Source organism: Paractinoplanes durhamensis (assembly GCF_016862175.1).
Lineage (GTDB): Bacteria > Actinomycetota > Actinomycetes > Mycobacteriales > Micromonosporaceae > Actinoplanes > Actinoplanes durhamensis.
In genome coordinates, this window is sequence record NZ_BOML01000041.1 from 100349 (window position 1) to 119745 (window position 19397).

The 19397-nt window shown below is 70.6% G+C and carries 24 protein-coding genes; 20 read left to right on the forward strand and 4 right to left on the reverse strand.

The window, feature by feature from the left end:
- The first annotated feature begins 3 nt into the window (after positions 1–3).
- A complete protein-coding gene (locus tag Adu01nite_RS26770; RefSeq protein WP_203730457.1) occupies positions 4–1620 on the forward strand; it encodes a DUF885 domain-containing protein in 1617 nt (538 codons plus the stop codon).
- Between the two features lie 30 nt (positions 1621–1650).
- Entirely contained in the window at positions 1651–2463 is an 813-nt protein-coding gene (locus tag Adu01nite_RS26775; RefSeq protein ID WP_203730459.1) for a DUF1206 domain-containing protein, read from the forward strand.
- A 3-nt stretch (positions 2464–2466) separates the two neighbouring features.
- On the opposite strand, the gene Adu01nite_RS26780 is transcribed toward Adu01nite_RS26775, so the two are convergent.
- Entirely contained in the window at positions 2467–3144 is a 678-nt protein-coding gene (locus tag Adu01nite_RS26780; protein ID WP_203730461.1) for a hypothetical protein, read from the reverse strand.
- Positions 3145–3212: 68 nt separating this feature from the next.
- Positions 3213–3842: a hypothetical protein gene (locus tag Adu01nite_RS26785; protein ID WP_203730463.1), complete on the reverse strand. Its 630-nt coding sequence runs from the start codon at positions 3840–3842 to the stop codon at positions 3213–3215.
- Positions 3843–4007: 165 nt separating this feature from the next.
- On the opposite strand from Adu01nite_RS26785, the gene eno reads away from it, so the two are divergent.
- From eno to Adu01nite_RS26825, 8 genes are all read left to right on the forward strand, one after another.
- The gene (eno, locus tag Adu01nite_RS26790) at positions 4008–5291 is read left to right on the forward strand and encodes a phosphopyruvate hydratase (protein WP_203730507.1); all 1284 of its coding nucleotides are present in this window, start codon (positions 4008–4010) and stop codon (positions 5289–5291) included.
- 83 nt (positions 5292–5374) lie between these two features.
- Complete coding sequence (locus Adu01nite_RS26795; RefSeq protein ID WP_239132721.1) at positions 5375–5929, forward strand: FtsB family cell division protein; 555 nt, start codon at positions 5375–5377, stop codon at positions 5927–5929.
- Between the two features lie 2 nt (positions 5930–5931).
- Positions 5932–6435 (forward strand): DUF501 domain-containing protein, encoded by a 504-nt coding sequence (locus Adu01nite_RS26800; RefSeq protein WP_203730467.1) that lies wholly within the window; start codon positions 5932–5934, stop codon positions 6433–6435.
- Positions 6436–6930: an amino-acid N-acetyltransferase gene (locus tag Adu01nite_RS26805; protein WP_203730469.1), complete on the forward strand. Its 495-nt coding sequence runs from the start codon at positions 6436–6438 to the stop codon at positions 6928–6930.
- An 8-nt stretch (positions 6931–6938) separates the two neighbouring features.
- Positions 6939–7847, forward strand: coding sequence for a Ppx/GppA phosphatase family protein (locus tag Adu01nite_RS26810; protein ID WP_239132722.1), 909 nt, complete (start codon positions 6939–6941; stop codon positions 7845–7847).
- Between the two features lie 71 nt (positions 7848–7918).
- Positions 7919–8248: a PadR family transcriptional regulator gene (locus tag Adu01nite_RS26815; protein WP_203730473.1), complete on the forward strand. Its 330-nt coding sequence runs from the start codon at positions 7919–7921 to the stop codon at positions 8246–8248.
- On the forward strand, positions 8245–9225 hold the full coding sequence (locus tag Adu01nite_RS26820) for an HAAS signaling domain-containing protein (protein WP_203730475.1): 981 nt from the start codon (positions 8245–8247) through the stop codon (positions 9223–9225). Before Adu01nite_RS26815 ends, Adu01nite_RS26820 begins: the two co-directional genes overlap by 4 nt.
- Positions 9226–9232: 7 nt before the next feature.
- Positions 9233–10462, forward strand: a complete 1230-nt coding sequence (locus Adu01nite_RS26825) for a hypothetical protein (protein ID WP_203730478.1) — start codon at positions 9233–9235, stop codon at positions 10460–10462.
- A 3-nt stretch (positions 10463–10465) separates the two neighbouring features.
- On the opposite strand, the gene Adu01nite_RS26830 is transcribed toward Adu01nite_RS26825, so the two are convergent.
- Complete coding sequence (locus Adu01nite_RS26830) at positions 10466–11107, reverse strand: GNAT family N-acetyltransferase (RefSeq protein WP_203730480.1); 642 nt, start codon at positions 11105–11107, stop codon at positions 10466–10468.
- 7 nt (positions 11108–11114) lie between these two features.
- Positions 11115–11312, reverse strand: coding sequence for a hypothetical protein (locus tag Adu01nite_RS26835; protein ID WP_203730481.1), 198 nt, complete (start codon positions 11310–11312; stop codon positions 11115–11117).
- A gap of 321 nt (positions 11313–11633) precedes the next feature.
- Here Adu01nite_RS26835 and Adu01nite_RS26840 point away from each other — a divergent pair, with 321 nt between their 5' ends.
- The 10 genes from Adu01nite_RS26840 (at position 11634) to Adu01nite_RS26885 (ending at position 19353) form a co-directional block, all read left to right on the forward strand.
- Positions 11634–12443 (forward strand): helix-turn-helix domain-containing protein, encoded by an 810-nt coding sequence (locus Adu01nite_RS26840; RefSeq protein WP_203730483.1) that lies wholly within the window; start codon positions 11634–11636, stop codon positions 12441–12443.
- The gene (locus tag Adu01nite_RS26845) at positions 12431–12640 is read left to right on the forward strand and encodes a DUF397 domain-containing protein (RefSeq protein WP_203730485.1); all 210 of its coding nucleotides are present in this window, start codon (positions 12431–12433) and stop codon (positions 12638–12640) included. Before Adu01nite_RS26840 ends, Adu01nite_RS26845 begins: the two co-directional genes overlap by 13 nt.
- 33 nt (positions 12641–12673) lie before the next feature.
- Positions 12674–12883, forward strand: coding sequence for a DUF397 domain-containing protein (locus tag Adu01nite_RS26850; RefSeq protein WP_203730487.1), 210 nt, complete (start codon positions 12674–12676; stop codon positions 12881–12883).
- A gap of 48 nt (positions 12884–12931) precedes the next feature.
- Positions 12932–13669, forward strand: a complete 738-nt coding sequence (locus Adu01nite_RS26855; protein WP_203730508.1) for a uracil-DNA glycosylase — start codon at positions 12932–12934, stop codon at positions 13667–13669.
- 41 nt (positions 13670–13710) lie between these two features.
- Positions 13711–14412, forward strand: a complete 702-nt coding sequence (locus Adu01nite_RS26860) for a DUF4129 domain-containing protein (RefSeq protein ID WP_203730489.1) — start codon at positions 13711–13713, stop codon at positions 14410–14412.
- Positions 14409–14987: a hypothetical protein gene (locus Adu01nite_RS26865; protein WP_203730490.1), complete on the forward strand. Its 579-nt coding sequence runs from the start codon at positions 14409–14411 to the stop codon at positions 14985–14987. Before Adu01nite_RS26860 ends, Adu01nite_RS26865 begins: the two co-directional genes overlap by 4 nt.
- A complete protein-coding gene (locus Adu01nite_RS26870; RefSeq protein ID WP_203730494.1) occupies positions 14984–15976 on the forward strand; it encodes an AAA family ATPase in 993 nt (330 codons plus the stop codon). Before Adu01nite_RS26865 ends, Adu01nite_RS26870 begins: the two co-directional genes overlap by 4 nt.
- Positions 15969–17333: a DUF58 domain-containing protein gene (locus Adu01nite_RS26875; protein ID WP_203730495.1), complete on the forward strand. Its 1365-nt coding sequence runs from the start codon at positions 15969–15971 to the stop codon at positions 17331–17333. Before Adu01nite_RS26870 ends, Adu01nite_RS26875 begins: the two co-directional genes overlap by 8 nt.
- Complete coding sequence (locus tag Adu01nite_RS26880) at positions 17333–17899, forward strand: hypothetical protein (RefSeq protein WP_203730496.1); 567 nt, start codon at positions 17333–17335, stop codon at positions 17897–17899. The genes Adu01nite_RS26875 and Adu01nite_RS26880 overlap by 1 nt, the downstream gene beginning before the upstream one ends.
- 98 nt (positions 17900–17997) lie before the next feature.
- On the forward strand, positions 17998–19353 hold the full coding sequence (locus Adu01nite_RS26885; RefSeq protein WP_203730497.1) for an NAD(P)/FAD-dependent oxidoreductase: 1356 nt from the start codon (positions 17998–18000) through the stop codon (positions 19351–19353).
- Positions 19354–19397 lie beyond the last annotated feature (44 nt).

Consider the following 19397-nt stretch of genomic DNA (forward strand, 5'->3'; position numbering starts at 1 on the left):
GGCATGCCGGAGTTCGTACCGCTCGCCGAGCGCATCGTCGACGCCATCCTGCAGAGCGACCCGGGCCTCGCCTCGGGCGCCGGTGACCATCGCTACGACGACCGCATACCCGACCTTTCCCCCGGTGCCGTCGCCGACCAGACGAGCATGTTGCGCGACGCCGCCGACGCGCTCTCCGGCATCGACCCCGAGGCCTTCGGCCCGGAGGATCAGGCCGACCACGCGATTCTCTCCGCGATGGTCGAGCGCGGCCTGTTCGAGCTGTCCGATGTCCGCGAGCACGAGTGGAACCCGCTGCACCACAACCCGGGCCCACTGCTGCACGCGCTGATCGCCCGTCAGTTCGCCCCGGCCGAGGAGCGGCTGACCAGCATGGGTGGCCGGCTCGCGGCGATCCCCGACGCGCTGGCCACCGCGCGGGCGGTGCTGCGTGACGTGCCGCGCATCCACGCCGAGACGGCGGTGGGCCAGTTCGCCGGCACCGCCGCGCTGATCCGCGACGAGTTGCCCGCGCTGCTGGAGCAGGAGCCGGGCATGCGCCCGGCGGTCGAGCCGGCCGCCGCCGCGGCGCTGGCCGCACTGGGCGAGTTCGACGGCTGGCTGCGCGCCCGGCTGGAGAGCGGCGAGCCGGGCCGCGACCCGCGCCTGGGCCGCCCGCTGTGGGAGGCACGTCTCTGGCACACCCTCGACACCGAGCTGCCCGCCGCCGAGGTGCTGTCCCGCGCCCGGCAGCGGCTCGACCAGGTCGGCGAGCAGCTGCGGGCGGCCGCCGCCGAGCTGGTCGGCGGCCCGGCGAGCGACGAGACGGTCCGCCGCGCGCTCGACACGCTGGCCGCCGAGCACCCCGACGACGCCACCATCGTCGACCTGGCCAAGGTCACCATGGCCGAGGCGACCGAGTTCGTCCGCAAGCACGACATCATGACGCTGGTCGACGACCCGTGCGTGATCGAGGAGATGCCGGAGTTCGCCCGCGGCGTCGCGGTGGCCTACTGCGACCCGCCCGGCCCGCTCGAGACGGCCGACGTGCCCACGTTCTACTGCATCTCGCCGACCCCGGCCGGCTGGTCACCGGAGCGGGTCGAGTCGTTCTACCGCGAGTACAACTCGCACATGATCCGCGACCTGACCGTCCACGAGGCGATGCCCGGCCACTTCCTGCAGCTGGCGCACGCGCGCCGGTTCCGGGCCGACACCAGGGTGCGCGCGCTCGGCTGGTCGGGCCCGTTCTGCGAGGGCTGGGCGGTCTACGCCGAGGAACTGATGGCCGACCTGGGCTTCGGCGGCCTGCCGGTGCGCCTGCAGCAGCTGAAGATGCAGCTGCGGATGAGCCTCAACGCCATCATCGACCAGCTGGTCCACTGTGACGATCTGCCCGAGGCCGAGGCGATGGCGCTGATGACCGGCCGCGGCTTCCAGGAGGAGGGCGAGGCGGCCGGCAAGTGGCGCCGCGCCCTGCTGACGTCCACCCAGCTCAGCACGTATTTCGTGGGTTACACCGAGGTGGCCGAGATCGCCGCGGCCCGCCCGTTCGGCGCCACCCCGAAAGCCTGGCACGACGCCATGCTGGCGCACGGTTCGCCGCCGCCGCGCCACCTGCGCACACTCGTGGGCGTTTAGCCGGGTGATCGTCCGGTCAAGCATGGCGCTGTGCCCACCCTGACTTCGCACGTCCACAAAGCCGCCGACAACCCCTGGCTGGAGCGCCTGACCCGGGCCGGCCTGGTCGGCTACGGCGCGCTCCACCTGCTGTTCGCCTGGCTGGTGGTGCGCATCGCGTTCGGCACCGCGGCCGACGACGGCGACCAGTCCGGCGCCCTGCACCGGCTGGCGACCAAGCCGTTCGGCGCGGCGCTCATCGTCGCGCTCGTGATCGGCCTGGTCGCCATGATCATTTGGCAGGTCTTCGAGGCGTCCGTCGGCCACCGCGGCGAGCGCGGCCGGCACCGCGTCTACGAGCGGGTGGTCTCGGCCGGCCGGGCCGCGTTCTACACCTACCTGGCGTGGACCGGCATCAAGGTGCTGCGCGGCAAGAAGAAGTCGACCGCGGACACCCAGGAGCAGGCCAGCCAGGACCTGATGGTGTCCACCGGCGGCCGGCTGACGGTGGCCGTGATCGGCGTGGTGGTCGTCGCGATCGGCGCGGGCCTGGCGATCTACGGCCTGACCAAGAAGTTCGAGAAGCACCTGCGGATGTCCGGGGTGAGCGCGCACGTCCGGAGCCTCATCGGGAAGCTGGGCATCGTCGGCTACACCGCCAAGGGCACCGCCTACGCGATCGCCGGCGTCCTGCTGGTGATGGCGGCCGTCACCTACGACCCGGACAAGGCACGGGGTCTGGATGCCGCCTTGCGGGCGATGGCCGCCCAGACCTACGGCACCTGGCTGCTCCTGGTGACCGCGCTGGGCATCGCGGCCTACGGCCTGTTCTCGGTCGTCCAGGCGCGCTACCGCAAGGTGTGAGACCTACCGGGTGCGCTTGTCGCTGACCGTGGCCGAGGCGGGCAGGGCGAATGCGTCCGGTTCGACCTTCTCCTCGTACGCGGTCAGGGCCTGTTCGAAGCGTTGTCCCGCGATGGTGGCGGTGAAGCTGCCGAGCGCGCCCTCGTTGGTGACGCAGACGCCGAACTCCGCCGTCGGGGTGCCGTCGACCCGCTTCAGGTCGAGGCAGGTGGCGTGCCGCCCGGCGATGGTGGTGTCGTGCTGCCCGGCCTCGACGTCCTGGTCGAGCGAAGCGGTGTTGAGGAGCGCGAGGGCCGCCTCCGGCGTGATCAGCGTGCTGCCGGACAGCGGCGTCGCGGTGGCCGGGGCCGGATCGGTCCGCGTGCACTTGAGCGCGGTGTCCCCGGTGCAGCGGGTGGTACCGGTGGTCTCCTCGATGAGGCGGCCGCCGGGATAGACATACGCCGTCCGGGCCGGTTTCTGCGCCTGGGTGACGGTCGCGCTGGTGCCGCCGGCGAGCTGGTAGGTCGCCGTGTACGTGAGTCCGGTCACTCGGGCGAGCTGAACGGCCATTTCCGACACCAGATCGTCCCGGCTGATCCCGGCCGCGCTGGCCTCGTCGAGCCCGGTGCACCCGGCCGAGCCGAGCAGCACCGCGACGGTGGCGAGACCGGTGACGGTAAGGCGCAGACGGGAAGGCACGACTGACACCCTTGCCTACCCGTGCAACCGCGCGCAAACGAGAATCGGGCTCATCCGCCCGGCCCTGTTCACTCGGTGGCGCCCCGATTCCGGTGCGTCAACTGGTGCCGCATGATGTAGCGCCGGACCACCCGGGCCTGCGCCTCCTCCGAGTCGTCGAAGACGGCGACCATCTCCACCGACAGCGGCCCGCGGAACGGCACCTGCTGGCGGATGGAGCTGACCTTGAGGGCGGTGGCCGGGAACGACACCATCTCCTCGCCGACGTGGATGCTCAGCGTCATCTCGTCGTCGGGGTAGATCTCGACGTCGGTGAAGTGGGCACGGACCGCCCGCTCACTCATGTCGTGCACCACACCGATGGCGTCCGGGTGCCCCTCGCGGCTCAGGACGAGCGGTTCGCCACCGCCACCCCGCACGTACAGGCGGCTCTGCAGCACCGACGGCTGCCCGGTGAAGCGGACCTCGACCCGGTTGCCGTCGATCGCGATCACGTGCGCGGACTGGGCGAACCGGCCGCGCGGAGCGGCCGCCCAGCGCAGTTCGACGGTGGTGTCGGCGGGCGGTATCTGGGCCATCGCCAGGGAAAGTGTGACCACCGTCCCGGTTGCGTGGACGACCCGAACCTCGGGATTCGTTTCGCCGTACGAGGTCATCTCGATGATCGACCCGTCCGGCGGAAGACTCGGAGTGCTCATAGTGCCCGGGTGTTCGGCACCAAAGTCCCGATCCTGAGCCATCTGGCATAAGTTCACCGGCCGCGCGTACGGCGGCTACCGCGCCCCGATACGCTCAGTGCCGTGGTCGGCCGCAGGGTCGCGGTCGAAGACCTGCAGCCTTATGAAGAGGAGCGACACGAAATCATGGCCACCATCGAAGCAATCGTCGCCCGCGAGATTCTCGACTCCCGGGGCAACCCGACCGTCGAGGTCGAGGTCGGGCTGGACGACGGCACGGTCGGCCGCGCCGCGGTGCCCTCGGGCGCCTCCACCGGCGCGTTTGAGGCGCTCGAGCTGCGCGACGGCGACAAGGGACGTTACCTGGGCAAAGGCGTCGAGAAGGCTGTCGCCAACATCGAAGACAAGATCGCCGACGAGCTCGTCGGCTACGAAGCCAGCGAGCAGCGTCTGATCGACCAGAAGATGCTCGACCTGGACGGCACCGCCGACAAGTCGGAGCTGGGCGCCAACGCGATCCTCGGCGTGTCGCTGGCGGTTGCCAAGGCCGCCGCGCTCTCCGCCGAGCTGCCCCTGTTCCGCTACCTCGGCGGCCCCAACGCGGCCCTGCTGCCGGTGCCGATGATGAACATCCTGAACGGTGGTGCGCACGCCGACTCGAACGTCGACGTGCAGGAGTTCATGATCGCCCCGATCGGCGCGCCGACCTTCCGCGAGGCGCTGCGCACCGGCGCGGAGGTCTACCACGCGCTGAAGTCGGTGCTGAAGAAGAAGGGCCTGTCGACCGGCCTCGGCGACGAGGGCGGCTTCGCGCCGAGCCTGGCGGCCAACGCCGCCGCGCTCGACCTGATCGGCGAGGCGGTCAAGGCGGCCGGCTTCACGCTGGGCACCGACATCGTGCTGGCCATGGACGTCGCGGCGACGGAGTTCTACAAGGACGGCGCGTACGTCTTCGAGGGCTCGCCGAAGTCGACCGACGAGATGATCGCGTACTACGCGAAGCTCGCGGACGAGTACCCGATTGTGTCGATCGAGGACCCGCTGGCCGAGGAGGACTGGGCCGGCTGGAGCGCGATGACCGCCCAGCTCGGCAACAAGATCCAGATCGTCGGCGACGACCTGTTCGTGACCAACCCGACCCGCATCGGCCGGGGCATCGCGGAGGACGCCGCCAACTCGGTCCTCGTGAAGGTCAACCAGATCGGCTCGCTGACCGAGACGCTGGACGCGGTCGACCTGGCCCACCGGGCCGGCTTCAAGACGATGATGTCGCACCGTTCGGGTGAGACCGAGGACACCACGATCGCCGACCTCGCGGTCGCGGTCGGCAGTGGCCAGATCAAGACCGGCGCCCCGGCCCGTTCGGACCGCGTCGCCAAGTACAACCAGCTCCTGCGCATCGAGGAGCAGCTGGAGAGCGCCGCCCGGTACGCCGGTGCGGGCGCGTTCCCGCGTTACCGGACCGCGTAACAGCCTGACCGAAGATCATGGAGTTGTGGCACTCTCAATGGGGAGTGCCACGACTCGGCGGTCAACAGGGCGGGGGAGCAGGGGTGTCCACACAGCGACGCGCACCGAGCGGCCAGGGCCCGTCCCGCCGCCCCGGCTCGTCGCGGGTGCGCACGACCGGCACGACCCGCGTGCAGACCCGCACGAGGGCGCGTCCCGCCGCCACCCGCCGCACCGTGAACGTGGGCTCCGGCCCGGCGAAACGCACGGCCGCACCCCGGCCGCGCGCGCTGACCGGCCGCGCGACCGTCCTGATCGTGGTGTTCGTCGCGCTGGCCTTGGCGTACACATATCCGCTCCGGGTCTATCTCGCCCAGAAATCGCAGATCGCCCAGCTCGAGGCCGAGCAGGCGAGTCAGCGCAAGCTGATCACAGCGAAGACCGAAGAGCTGGCCAAGTGGCGTGACCCGGAGTATTTGAAGGCCCGGGCCCGCGAGGAGTTCTTCTACGTGCTGCCGGGGGAGACCCCGCTGCTCGTCTACAACGATCCGGTGGCCGCCGCCAAGGAGGCCGGCAAGCCGGTCGCGACCACCCCCGACCGCTGGTACGACACGCTGTGGAACAGCGTCCAGGCCGCCGATGCGGAGTCTCAGAACTGACTATGGTCCAGCCCTCCGAAGCCGACCTCGACATCGTGGCGGCTCAGCTCGGCCGCGCCCCCCGCGGCACCCGCGCGATCGCGCACCGCTGCCCCTGCGGCAACCCCGACGTGGTGGAGACCTCGCCGCGCCTGCCGGACGGCACGCCGTTCCCCACGCTCTTCTATCTGACCTGCCCGCATGCGACCGCCGCCTGCAGCCGACTGGAGTCGGCCGGCGTGATGCGCGACATGCAGGAGCGGTTGTCGACCGATCCGGTGCTGGCCGAGCGGTACGAGAAGGCCGCCGAGGACTACGTGGCCCGGCGCAAGGCCATCGAGGACGTGCCGGAGATCGCGAAGGTGGCGGCCGGCGGCATGCCCGACCGGGTCAAATGCCTGCACGTCCATCTCGGGCACGCGCTGGCGGCGGGCCGCGGCGTCAATCCGTTCGGCGACGAGGTCCGCGATGCCGTCGAGCCGTGGTGGGTAGGCGGCCCGTGCGTCGGCAAGAAAGCGGACGAATAGGTGGAAATCCGGCGAGCGCGTACCGGTGACATCAGGGCCATTCGGGCTCTCGTCGACGCCTACACCGCCGATCGGCGCCTGCTCAGCAAGGCCACGGTCACCCTCTACGAGTCGGTGCAGGAGTTCTGGGTCGCGGTCGACGAGCAGGAACGCGTCGTCGGGTGCGGCGCCCTGCACGTGATGTGGGAGGACCTGGCCGAGATCCGTACGGTAGCGGTCGATCCTTCGGCCCGCGGCCGCAAGATCGGCCACCAGATCGTGTCCCGCCTGCTCGATGTCGCGAAGGATCTGGGCGTCGCCCGGGTCTTCTGCCTGACGTTCGAGACCAAGTTCTTCGGTTCGTTCGGGTTCACCGAGATCGACGGCGCGCCCGTGCCGCACGCCGTGTATGAGCAGCTCCTGCGCTCGTACGATGAGGGCGTCGCCGAATTCCTCGACCTCGAGCGGGTCAAACCCAACACCCTGGGGAACACGAGAATGCTGCTGCACCTGTGAGGGTCCCGGTGAACCGAGTAGCGGCGATCGACTGCGGGACGAACTCGATCCGGCTGCTCATCGCCGACGTCACGGACGGTGAGATCATCGACGTGTCCCGGCGGATGGAGATCGTCCGGCTCGGCGAGGGCGTCGACCGCACCGGCCGGCTCGCCGACGCGGCGCTGGCGCGCACGAAAAAAGCCTTGCAGGGGTACGCCTCGGAAATCGCGGAACTGGCCATCGACCGGGTCCGGATGTGCGCGACGTCGGCCTCGCGCGACGCCTCCAACGCCGCCGACTTCCGCGACATGGTGCGCGGCGTCCTCGGCGTCGACCCCGAGGTGATCACCGGCGACGAGGAGGCGCGACTCTCGTTCACCGGCGCGGTCGCCGGCCTGAACGCCCAGCCCCCGTTCCTGATCGTCGACATCGGCGGCGGCTCGACCGAGTTCGTGACCGGCACCGACGGCGTCGAGCAGGCGATCTCGATGGACATCGGCTGCGTCCGGATGACCGAGCGGCACCTGCACTCCGACCCGCCCACGGCGGCCGAGATCGACGCCGCCACCCGGGACATCACCGAGGCGGTGGATCGAGCGCTCGCGGCCGTCCCCGGCCGGTCCGCGTCCACCCTGGTCGGCCTGGCCGGCACGGTCACCACGATGGCGGCCCTGGCGCAGGGCCTGCCCGAGTACGACGCGACCCGGATCCACCACGCCCGGGTGAGTCGCGAGGCGATCGCCAAGGTGGCCGACGAGTTGCTGGCCATGACCACCGCCGAGCGCCTGGCCCTGCCGGTGATGCACCCCGGCCGCGCGGACGTGGTCGGCGGCGGCGCCCTCATCCTGAAGATCATCATGGAGCGCTCCGGCCAGGACGCCGTGGTCGCTTCGGAGCACGACATCCTCGACGGCATCGCGTTCTCGATCGCGTAAAAGCTCGGCCGGAAAACCACCGTCTATTACCGACTTGACGGTACTTCGCAATGCGCACTACTGTGCGGCGCGTGGATACCACCCAGCTCCTCAAGGGCGTGCTGGATCTCGCGGTGCTGGCCGCCCTCCGCGACGAGGACGGCTACGGCTACGACATCCTGCGCCGACTGCGCGCGGCCGGCCTGGAGGAGGTCGGCGACGCCTCGGTCTACGGCACGCTGCGGCGCCTCTTCAACGGCGGCCTCCTGAACACCTACGTGGTGCCCAGCGACGAGGGCCCGCACCGGAAGTATTACGGCCTCAATCCGGCCGGCCGGGCCGAGTTGCAGCGATCCGGCAAGATCTGGCACGGGTTCTCCTCCACCATGGACGATCTGCTGCGCGAGCGGGGAGCGGCATGAACACGACGGCACAGGACGAAATACGCGACTACGTCGAGGCGGTCCGGCAGGCCCTGGCGGGCCTTTCCGCCGAGACCCGCGAGGAGTTGCTCGAGGACCTTCCGGAACACCTGGCGGAGGTCCGGGCCGAGGGTTCCGGCACGCTGCGTGACCGATTGGGTTCCCCCGAGGCGTACGCCGCTGAGCTGCGCGCCACCGCCGGCCTGGTCGGCGACTTCCCGGAGCCGCCGGAGCCGCGCTTCCCGCATCTGATCGAGGCGCGCGACAACGCGCTGCACGTGTTGCGCCAGGTCGACGTCCGGGTCGGCCCGGTGATCGGCTACGCGAAGGCCAGCGACTTCCTGGTGCTGCTGCGCCCCGCTTGGTGGGTGCTGCGCGGCTACCTGGCCGCGATGGCGATCGCGTTCCTGCTCGCTTCCAACCACGGCGACATGGGCCTGCTGCCCCGCATCGGCGACAGCGACCTGGTCGCCCTGGTCCTGCTGACCGGCTCGGTGATCGTCTCGCTCGCCCTGGCCCGCCGCAGCCAGGCCCTGTCCCGCCTGCCGCGCTGGGCCCTGCGCGCCGGCACCGCATTCCTGATCATCTTCGCGGTGGCCGGTTTCGCCGGCGCCGACAGCGACACCCGCAACGTCCCCTACAGCGAGACGAACTACGACTACAACAACGGCGGAAACCCTTACAGCAACGTCCAGGACGTGTACGTCTACGACAGCCAGGGCCAGCTGGTGGTCGGCGCCCGCCTGTACGACCAGGAGGGCAACCCGATCCAGCTGGGCAACAACTACTGCACCGACTCGACCGGCGCGTCGGCGCGCTCCCGCACCCTGGGCTACCCGTACTGCCCGGGGGACGCACCCTTCGGCACCGGGGAATCGGCTCCGTCCACATCAGCCTCGGCTCCGGCGTCGGCCCCGGCGTCGGCCCCGGCTTCAGTGCCGGCTTCGGCCCCGGTTTCGCCGAGTCCGCCCCGCTAGCCCGTCGATGCTGCGCAAACGTGCCGCTGGGCCCGATCTGACCGCTGCGGAAGAGGCGCTTCCCGGGATCGGCGAGGTGCGCTGGAGCGAGTTGCGCGCCGGTCTGCGATCGGCCGAGGTTCCCCGTCTACTGGCAGCGCTCGCGTCGATGCCGGACGACGGGGACTTCTCGTCGGTCCATGACGAGCTCTACGCGAGCCTCGCCCCGAACGGCCTGCTGCTTCAGGTCACCCCGTTCGCCATCCCGTTTCTGCTGCGGATCGCGCGGAACTCGGCCCGGCGAAACGCGGCGTTCGTGGCCCAGTTGATCCTCGAGACCATCGCGTACGGCGACCCGCACGCCGACGAGCTGGCGGCGGGCAATGCGCGCCTGTTCGAGGCCGTCAGCGCGGAACTCACCGAGGCCGTGGAGTTTCTCCATCGGCAGGCGGCCTCGGCCGCACCGCGGTTCCGGGCGCAGGCGATCGCGCTGCTGGCGCCGATCGACGGGCGCTCGCCGCGCTACCGCCGGCTGCTCGCCGCCGTCGCCCCCGCGGAGGATCCGATGATCCTCGAAGCGGTCCGGGACGCGGAGGAGTATCTGGCCGACGTGCACAGTGGACTGCGGCCACCGCTGCCGCCCGCGAACCGCGAGCCCGGCGGAGATCGGGAGCAGGCCGTCGAGGCGCTGGCGCGGGCGACCGATCGGGAGGCCGCGCGGTGGGCCGCCGCCGACCTGGCCCGGCTCGCGGTCGACGATGCGGTCGCGGTGTCACCCGGCGCCGAACACGTGGTCGCGGACGTCCGGCGGCTGGTCGAGGACGGGTGCCGGTGGCGCGCGGACGCCTTCTACGTGCTGATCTGGGCGCTCGACCACGCGTACGTCTGGCGGGCCAAGCGGGCGGAGATCCGCACCTACCGCGGGCAGTACGACGCGAGCATCGCGGCCGAGGAGACGGTCGAGCGGGCGTTGGAGGGCTTCGACCGTACGGTCCGGGAAATGCTCGTCGACCTTGACCCGGAGACGCGTTCGATGGCGTGCCTGCTGCTGGCCCGGATCTCCGGTGAGCCGGCCGCGGACCGCGAACTCGTGCTGCTGGTGCACGACGCCGAGACAAACGCGCTGGTCCGGGCCTGCGCGGCGGAGGCGCTGCGGCGGCTCGAGGACGGCGCCGCGCCGGGGTTGCATGAGCGGTATCTGCGGCCGCGGGCCGCCCTGCCGGTCGATGAGCGCTGGTGGCCCGCCGAGCAGTACTGACGATCACGGTGCGCCGAGCAACGCCTCCGAGCCGACCGGGCGGAAACCCGCCGCGTGGAAGGACCGCACGGCCCGGGCGTTTCCCGGCGCCTGCTGCGACCAGATCATCTCGCCCGCCGGAATCAGATGCCGGGAAGCCACCGCGAGCGCCCGGCCGAGGCCGTGGTGGCGCTCACCCGGATCCACCTCGATCGCCATCTCCCAGCGACCGGCCACGCCGCGCCCGATGACCACCACGCCGCCGTCCGCCTGCCAGACGCGAACATCGTCGCGACGCGTCCGCGCCCGCGTCGCTCGCGGATGGTCGGCGTCGGTGATCTCCTTGAGCGCGACCGGCGGTTCGCCGGGCAGGGCGGACGCGACGGTGAGCAGGTCGATGGTCTCGGTATGCCGCCCGGTGCGATCCAGCAAGGCGGTGAGAAAACGCGCATTCATCGGCGCCGCAAGCGGATCGGTGTCGACCTCGGCGAGGACGCCCCGAATCCACACCGGGTCCTCATCGAGAAAGACCACCGAATGCGCGGTGAATGCCATGACTCCCGCATCCCGCGCGTTGTGCTGCGGCACGATGGTGACCCCGCCGTCGTCCGGCGGGAACCGCCCTTCGGCCGCCGCTTCCAGAATCCCCGCCAGCGTTTGTCCCATCCGTCCATTAGATCTCGCGGTCGGCTGTGCGGTCGCTGAGAGCCTCCCGAAGGTCATCGGGAAACAGCAGGAGCACGATGGCCTCGCGGTCGGCCCGGTAGCGCACGTCCCGCACGTCGAGCAGCAACTCACCAAGATCAACGCGAAGGTCAGCCTCCGGATGCCCCAACAGCATCTGCATCAGCTCAAGCCGGTCCACGGCCACCCCCGGCAACGATCGACCCGGCGGCAGAGGTGCTGACGCAACATCCGCACCGCAATGTGTCTCCGCATAACGAACACCACCGACTCTTGACCCGAAAGCTCAAGAGCCCGGCCAGAAATCCCACAATCATGGCCGAAGAAACCGCCACCACCAATGCCATTCTTCCGTCCTCCACAGGCTGCAAATTGGGCCTTCACAGTCTGCTGAGGACACCGATAGGCTCGAAACCCCAGGTGGACTTTCCTGATGTGGCCGTGCGACGAATCGCGTTCATGTGTGAGTCGTGTGGCAATTGATCATGCTTTTGTGCGGGGGTGTGGAATGCCGGATGATCAGTTGACTCCGTCGACGTTCTTGCTCGGCGAGTTGCGCCGGGCGCGCACCGCCGCGGGCCTAAGTCAGGAGGAATTCGGCAAGGCGATCAACTATTCAGCCTCGCTGGTCAGCGCCGTCGAGAACGGCCAGCGCCCGCCCGCCGGCGACTACCTGGCGGCGGTCGACTCCGCGCTCGACACCGGCGGCCTGTTCGAGCGTCTGTCCCAGGGCTTGGCCGGGTTCGGCCAGACGCCGGTGTGGTTCCGGGATTGGCTGATCATCGAACGCGAGGCGACGCTGATCCGCTGGTTCGAGCCATTGGTCGTGCCGGGCCTTCTGCAGACGAAGGCCTATGCCCACGCGATCATTGCCGGCTCCGGCGTGGTTGACGCCGTAGATGTGGATCAGTGGGTCACGACGCGGCTGGAGCGGCAAGATCTCCTGTCTGCGCCGAAGCCGCCCACCCTGATTGCGATCATCGACGAAGGCGTGCTGCGACGGTGCGTGGGCTCGCGGGCGATCATGGCTGAGCAATGCGAATTCCTCCTCGAATCCGCGGCGCAGTCCCATATCCAGATCCACATGATCCCGTCGTCCGCGGGTGCGCATGCCGGCCTTGCCGGCGCCTTCACCCTGGCCAAGGCGCGGGACTTCGAAGCCGCTCATCTGGACGGTCAGCTCGATGCGCAAATCACTGGTCATCGCGACGAAATTGATAGACTCAGCCGGACGTGGGAGCAGATCCGCGGGGAGTCCTTGCCCAAGGGGTTGTCTCTCCGCCTGATCGAGGACGTGGCAAAGACATGGCAGATCTGAGCGGCGCCGTCTGGCGCAAGTCGACCCGCAGCGGCAACGGCGGAAACTCATGCGTCGAGGTGGCCAAGAACCTCCCCGGCATCATCGGGATGCGTGACAGCAAGGATCGGCCCGGACCAGCCCTGACCTTCGAGCCAGAGACTTGGCGGGCGTTCGTCGACGGCATCAAGGCTGGCGGGCTCGGCCTGCCCCGCTGATCATCGTTTCCTCGATCAAGAAGTGGCGGAGTCATGGCAGACCTGAGCGGGGCCGTCTGGCGTAAGTCGACCCGCAGCGACAACGGCGGGGCCTCCTGCGTCGAGGTGGCTAAAAACCTTCCCGGCATCGTTGGGGTGCGCGACAGCAAAGACCGGCCCGGGCCGGTTCTGACCTTCGAGCCGGACGCCTGGCGGGCGTTCGTCGACGGCATCAAGGCCGGGGAACTCGACCTACCCCGGTGACCGCCTCTCGCTTGAGCATGCTGTGCTGCCCTGGTGAGTTTGGGTGAGCTGAGATCGCGTACCAAAGCAGACGTGGTGTCGCATGCGGCCTCGGCGGCCTCGCTCAGCGTGCTTGACGCTGAGATCGCGGAGTGTTTTGCCTGCCCGCGCCTCGTCGAGTGGCGCGAAGACGTCGCCCGGGTGAAGCGGGCCGCCTTCCGGGACCAGGTCTACTGGGGGCGGCCGATTCCCGGCTTCGGCAACGAGGACGCGGAGATCGGGATTCTCGGGCTGGCGCCGGCCGCGCACGGGGGTAACCGGACCGGGCGACTTTTCACCGGTGATCGTTCGGGTGATGTGTTGTTCGCGGCGCTGCACCGGGCGGGGCTGGCCAATCAGGCCCTGAGTGTGTCGCTCGATGATGGGCTGGCGCTCCGCAACACTCGGATCTTTCCGGCGGTGCGGTGTGCGCCGCCGGACAACAAGCCGACGCCGGAGGAGCGGGACACCTGCGCGCCCTGGTTTCATCGTGAGCTGAGTCTGATTCGCCCGACCTTGAAGGTTGTCGTGGCGCTCGGGGCATTCGCCTGGGGTGCGTGGTGGCCCGCGATGAGCGCCGTCTACGGGGTGAAGGCGCCGGTGCCGCGGCCCAAGTTCGGGCATGGTGCGCAGGTCAGCCTGCCGGGCGTGCCGGAGCTGCTCGGCTGTTTTCACGTCAGCCAGCAGAACACCTTCACCGGGCGGCTCACCCCCGACATGCTGGACGCCGTGTTCGACCGTGCGAAGAGGCTTGCGGGCCTGGCATGATTCGGGCCATCGCAAACCGACCCGACCGGAGTAACTGAGTCTTGGATCTCGCCGCTGTGCGACGTTGGTGGCCGATGGCCGCCGTCCTCGTGCTGCTCTTCATCACCGGGCTGGCCGCGACCCGGTCGGCGCCGCAGCTCGACCAGATCCAGCCGGATGCGACCCCGACGACACCTCCCTTGCTGCCGACCACCGAGCCCAGCATCTCGCGCGGTCCGCAGCCGCCTCCGGAGGCGGCCAAAGGGCTGCCCGACTGGGTCGGCACGGTGGCGCTGGTGCTGCTCGGCGTGGTCGCGATCGTGGTGCTCGCCCTGGTGCTCTGGGCGGTGCTGCGCGACGCGGCGAAACGGCGGGCGCGCAAGGGCAAGCGGCACGGCAAGCAGGGCCGGGACGGAGCTAGTACGGCGGAGGAGCTGGTCGCGGCGCTCGATGCCGGCCTGGAGGAGCTCTCCGACACCGACCGTGACCCGCGGCGCGCGGTGATCGCCTGCTGGGTGCGGCTGGAGCAGGCCGCGGCGGCCGCGGGCACACCGCGTAATCCGGGGGACAGCCCGACCGACCTGGTCGGCCGGCTGCTGCGCGAGCAGCAGGTGGATGCGCAGGTGCTGGCCGCGCTGTTGGAGGTCTACCGGGAGGCGCGCTACGCGACGCACACCGTGGACGACACGATGCGCCGGCAGGCGCGCAGCGCGCTCGAACGGCTGCGGGCCGACCTGGGTGCCGGAGCGGGGGTGCCGGCATGAGTGACGGTGGTCTCGAAGGGCTGTTCAGCTACCGGGACGAACCAGTCGAGGAGGTTGCCGAGCCGGTTGCCAGGGAGAAGTCTCGCGCCTGGTGGGTGGTGCGCAACGCGCTGCTGATCGCGGGCGCCACCGTGGTGACCATCGCCGCGCTGCGGGCCGGTGGGCAGCACATCTCGGTCGTGCTCGTGGTGGCGTTCTTCATCGGGCTGCGGGCGGTGCTGTTCGCGGTGTCCGAGGTGGCGCCGCCGGCCCTGCCGAAACGGCGCGGCCGGTCGTCGCGGGTCGACGACGGGCGGGCGCTCGATTCGTTGCGCATAGCGGTGCGGCGCTGGGAGCGGAGCCTCGACCGGGCGCACACCGATCCGGATCTGTATACGAGTAACGTCCTGCCGGTGCTTGCCGAGCTCACCGACGAGCGGCTGCGACTGCGGCACGGGATCACCCGGGCCTCCGATCCGCGCCGCGCTCGTGAGCTGCTCGGCGACCCCCTCTGGGCGGCTTTGCACGATCACGGGCGCCGCACGGCGAAGTCCCGTGAACTGGAGACCTACGTGGATGCGTTGGAGAGACTGTGACGGAAAATCCCCTCCCCCCGTACGAGGTGGGCAGGTTGGCCGGTGCCGTCCTGGACTCGGTCGGCAGCGTCCTGGTGGGCAAGCGGGACTCCCTCGAGCTCGTCCTGGCCGGCATCCTCGCCGGCGGGCACGTGCTGCTGGAGGACCTGCCCGGTCTCGGCAAGACGCTGACCGCCCGCTGTTTCGCGCAGTCGCTCGGCCTCGACTTCCGTCGCCTGCAGTTCACCCCCGACCTGCTCCCGGCCGACGTCACCGGCTCGTTCCTCTACGACCAGCGCAAGGGTGACTTCGCGTTCCGGGCCGGCCCGGTCTTCACCAACATGCTGCTCGCCGACGAGATCAACCGGACGCCGCCGAAGACCCAGGCCGCGCTGCTCGAGGCCATGCAGGAGAAGCAGGTCTCGGTCGAGGGTGTCACCTACCGTCTCGACCCGCCGTTCCACGTTCTCGCCACGGCCAATCCGATTGAGTACGAAGGCACGTATCCGTTGCCGGAAGCGCAGCTCGACCGCTTCCTGATCCGGGTGTCGTTCGGCTATCCGACCGCCGAGGAGGAGTGGGCCGTGCTGCAGCGCCGCATGTCCCGCCGCCAGGAGGAGTCGTTCCTGCAGCCGGTGGTGGATGCCCGGGTGCTGCAGGCGATGCAGGCCGCGCTGGAGAGCGTCACCGTCGAGGATTCGATCGGCCGCTACATCGTGGCGCTGACCTCGGCCACCCGCGAGCACGCGTCGGTGCTGGTCGGTTCGTCGCCGCGGGGCTCGCTGGCGCTGTTGCTGCTGGCCCGGGCCCGGGCCGCGATGGCCGGCCGGGACTTCGTGGTGCCGGAGGACGTGAAGGACGTCGCGATCGCCGCGCTCGCCCACCGGATCACGCTGCGCCCGGAGATGTGGCTGCGCCGGGTCGACCCGGCGTTCGTGGTGCAGGAGGTGCTGACCAACGTGCCGGCGCCGGCCAGTGGCGCGCTGCCGACCTACGCGCGGCATGACTGACCGTCCGCTCCTGCGGTACTCGGTGCCGATGCCGGGTCCCGAGCCGGAGCTGCCGCCCGGGCCGGCCTGGGTGCCGACCCGCGCGCTCGGCCGGTCGGTGCTGCTCACCGGCCTGCTCCTGCTGCTCGGGGTGGCGCTCGGCCGGGTCGATCTGGTGCTGCTGGCCGCGCCGTTCGCGATCGGCGCCGCGGCCGGCCTGCGTCGGATGCCGCGGTCCGCGCCCGAGCTGACCATCTCGGCGGGGGAGGAGCACATCGTCGAGGGCGGTCACGTGGACGCCGCGGTGACCGTGTCCAACCCCGACGTGATCGGCTACGACCTGGTCGTGGTGCGCACCCGCACGTCGCCGTGGCTGAAGCTGGAGCACGCCGACCGCCCGTTCGCGGTGCGCGTGCCGCGCGACGGCTGGCACGCGGTCGACCTGCCCGGCGACGCCAACCGGTGGGGCCGCCAGGACGTGGGTCCGGCGGCGGCCCGCGTCGCCGCCTGCGGCGGCTTGCTGGCCTGCCGCCCGGTGGTGGTGCCGGCCCGCGGCGTGCGGGTCTATCCGGTCACCGACCCGTTCAACGCGATCGAGGCGATGCCGGCGGCCGCCGGCCTGGTGGGTGCCCACCGGTCGCGGCGGCCGGGCGAGGGCGGCGAGCTTGCCGGGGTCCGCCCCTTCGCCCCCGGCGACCGCCTGCGCCGCATCGACTGGCGAGTTTCCTTGCGTACGCGTGACCTGCACGTCGCGTCCACGCTGTCCGACCGGGACGCCGAGGTGCTGCTGCTCCTCGACGTGCTCGGCGAGGTGGGCCGCTCCGGCGGGGTGGCCGGCGACGCATCGGTGCTGGACACGACGGTCCGGGCCGCGGCCGCGATCGCCGAGCACTACCTGCAGCGCGGCGACCGGGTGTCGCTGCTCGAATACGGCTCGGCCGCCCGCCGGCTGCGTCCGGCGACCGGCCGCCGGCAGTACCTGACGGTCCTGGAGTGGCTGCTCGACGTGCGACCCGACCCGGTCGAGACGGAGAGCGACGACTACGCGAACGTCTTCGGCGTGCACCACGTCTCGTCGGATGCCCTGGTGATGGTGCTGACCCCGCTGGTCGACCCGCGTTCGGCCGACATGCTGGCCCAGCTCACCCAGTCCGGCCGGTTCGTGGTGGCGGTCGACACGCTGCCGGCGGGGGCGACCCCGGCCAACCGCGGCGAGTGGACGCCGCTGGCCTCCCGGTTGTGGCGGATCGAGCGGGAGAACGTGCTGGGCCGGCTGCGCGAGCACGGCGTACCGGTGGTGGCCTGGGCCGGGTCCGGCAGCCTCGACCTGGTGCTGCGGGACGTGTCCCGGCTCGCGTCGGCGCCGAGGGGGCGCTGATGGCCGCGTTCTCGCTGGCCGCCGTGGTGACCTCGGCCCGCGCGGTCACCGCCCGGGCCACCCCGACCCCGTTTCTGGTCCGCTGCGGGGTGGGCCTGGCCGGCCTGCTGGCGATGCTGGTGGCCTGGCCGGTCTCGCTGCTCGGGACGCAATATTTCGTCCCGCTCACCCTGCTCGCCGTCTATCCGGCGGTGGCGCCGCGCGGCCGGGGCGCGACCCTCGCCGCGCTGGCCGTGGTGGCCGGCTGGATCGTCGACACCGCCGGTTACGGCGCCGAGGTGGCGCTGTGGCGGGTCCTGACGATCGCGACGCTGCTCTACATCGGACACAGCCTGACCGCCCTGGCTGCGGTTCTGCCCTACGACGCGGTGGTGAACCTGGACGTGGTGGGCGGCTGGATGCTCCGCGCGGCGGCGGTAGCGCTGACCTCGGCCGTACTCACCGTAGTTGTCTTGGGACTCTCCGCCGATCTTGCCGGTGGCGCGTTCCTGGTCGCCACCCTGATCGGCATCGCGGGCGCCGTCGGCGCAACTGTCCTGATTGCACGACTCTTGCAGAGAGCGTGAAATCTCGTGGAAATATGTGCTTCACGGCACTTGACAAACGGCTTTGTCGTACGTCACAGAACGAGGCGTGCGAGCCGGTCGCGCGCGACAATCGATGGGTGAACCCCCAGCGCATCGTTGTCGTAGGAGCAGGCCACGTCGGGCTTTACGCGGCCCTGCGCCTGTCCAAGAAGCTCAACCGGCGCCGTGCCGAGGTGGTCGTCATCGACCCGCAGCCGCACATGACGTACCAGCCGTTCCTCCCCGAGGCAGCGGCCGGCAACATCAGCCCGCGGCACTCGGTCGTCCCGCTCCGGCGTGAGCTCAAGAAGTGCCGCATCGTGTCCGGCGAGGTCACGAAGATCGAGCACGCGCGCAAGACGGTCACCATCCAGCCGATCGACGGCCCGTCCACCGAGATGGAGTACGACCACATCATCGTGGCCCCGGGCTCGGTCTCGCGGACCCTGCCGATCCCCGGTCTCCGGGAGCGCGGCATCGGCTTCAAGACCATCGGTGAGGCCATCTACCTGCGCAATCACATCCTGGACCGGCTCGACGTCGCGGCGGTCACCCCCGATGCGGCGGTGCGCAAGGCATCGCTCACCTTTGTTTTCGTCGGTGGCGGCTTCGCCGGCATCGAGGCGCTCGCGGAGATGGAGGACGTCGTACGCGACGCGCTGCGCTACTACCCCGACCTCGACCAGAAGGAGGTCCGGTTCGTCCTCGTCGAGGCGACCAACCGGATCCTGCCCGAGGTCGGCCCGCAGATGGGCGCGTACGCCGCCCGCGAGCTGTCCAAGCGCGGCATCGACCTGCGCCTGGACGTCCGGCTCGAGTCCTGCGTCGGCGGCGAGATCGTGCTCTCCGACGGCGACCGCTTCCGCGCGGAGACCCTGGTCTGGACGGCCGGCGTGAAGCCGTCGCCGATGCTGGACCGCACCGACCTGCCGCGCGGCCCCCGCGGGCACGTCACCTGCATCCCGACGCTGCAGGTGGTCGACGGCGACACGGTGCTCGAGGGCGCCTGGTCGGCCGGCGACTGCGCCCAGGTCCCCGATCTGACCAACCCGGGTGGCTGGTGCTCGCCGAGCGCCCAGCACGCCGTCCGGCAGGCGAAGGTGCTCGCCGACAACATCTACACCGTGGTGCTCGGCGGTCTGCCGAAGGAGTACCGGCACAAGTACGTCGGCAGCGTCGCCGGCCTCGGCCTGTACAAGGGCGTGGCGCACGTCTACGGCATCAAGGTCAAGGGCCTGCCCGCGTGGTTCATGCACCGGACGTACCACATGAGCCGTATCCCGTCGTTCAACCGGAAAGTCCGGGTCGTCGCCGACTGGACCCTCGCCTTCGTGCTGCGCCGGGAGACGATCGCGCTCGGCCAGCTCCATGCGCCGCGGGAGGAGTTCACCCACGTGACGCCGAAGATCGAGCTCCCCGAGGAGCGCGAGCCGGTCGGCGCAGCGGCCCGGTAAGGCTGCCTACCTGTCCGATTCCACCGCCTGGGCGGCCTCCGATA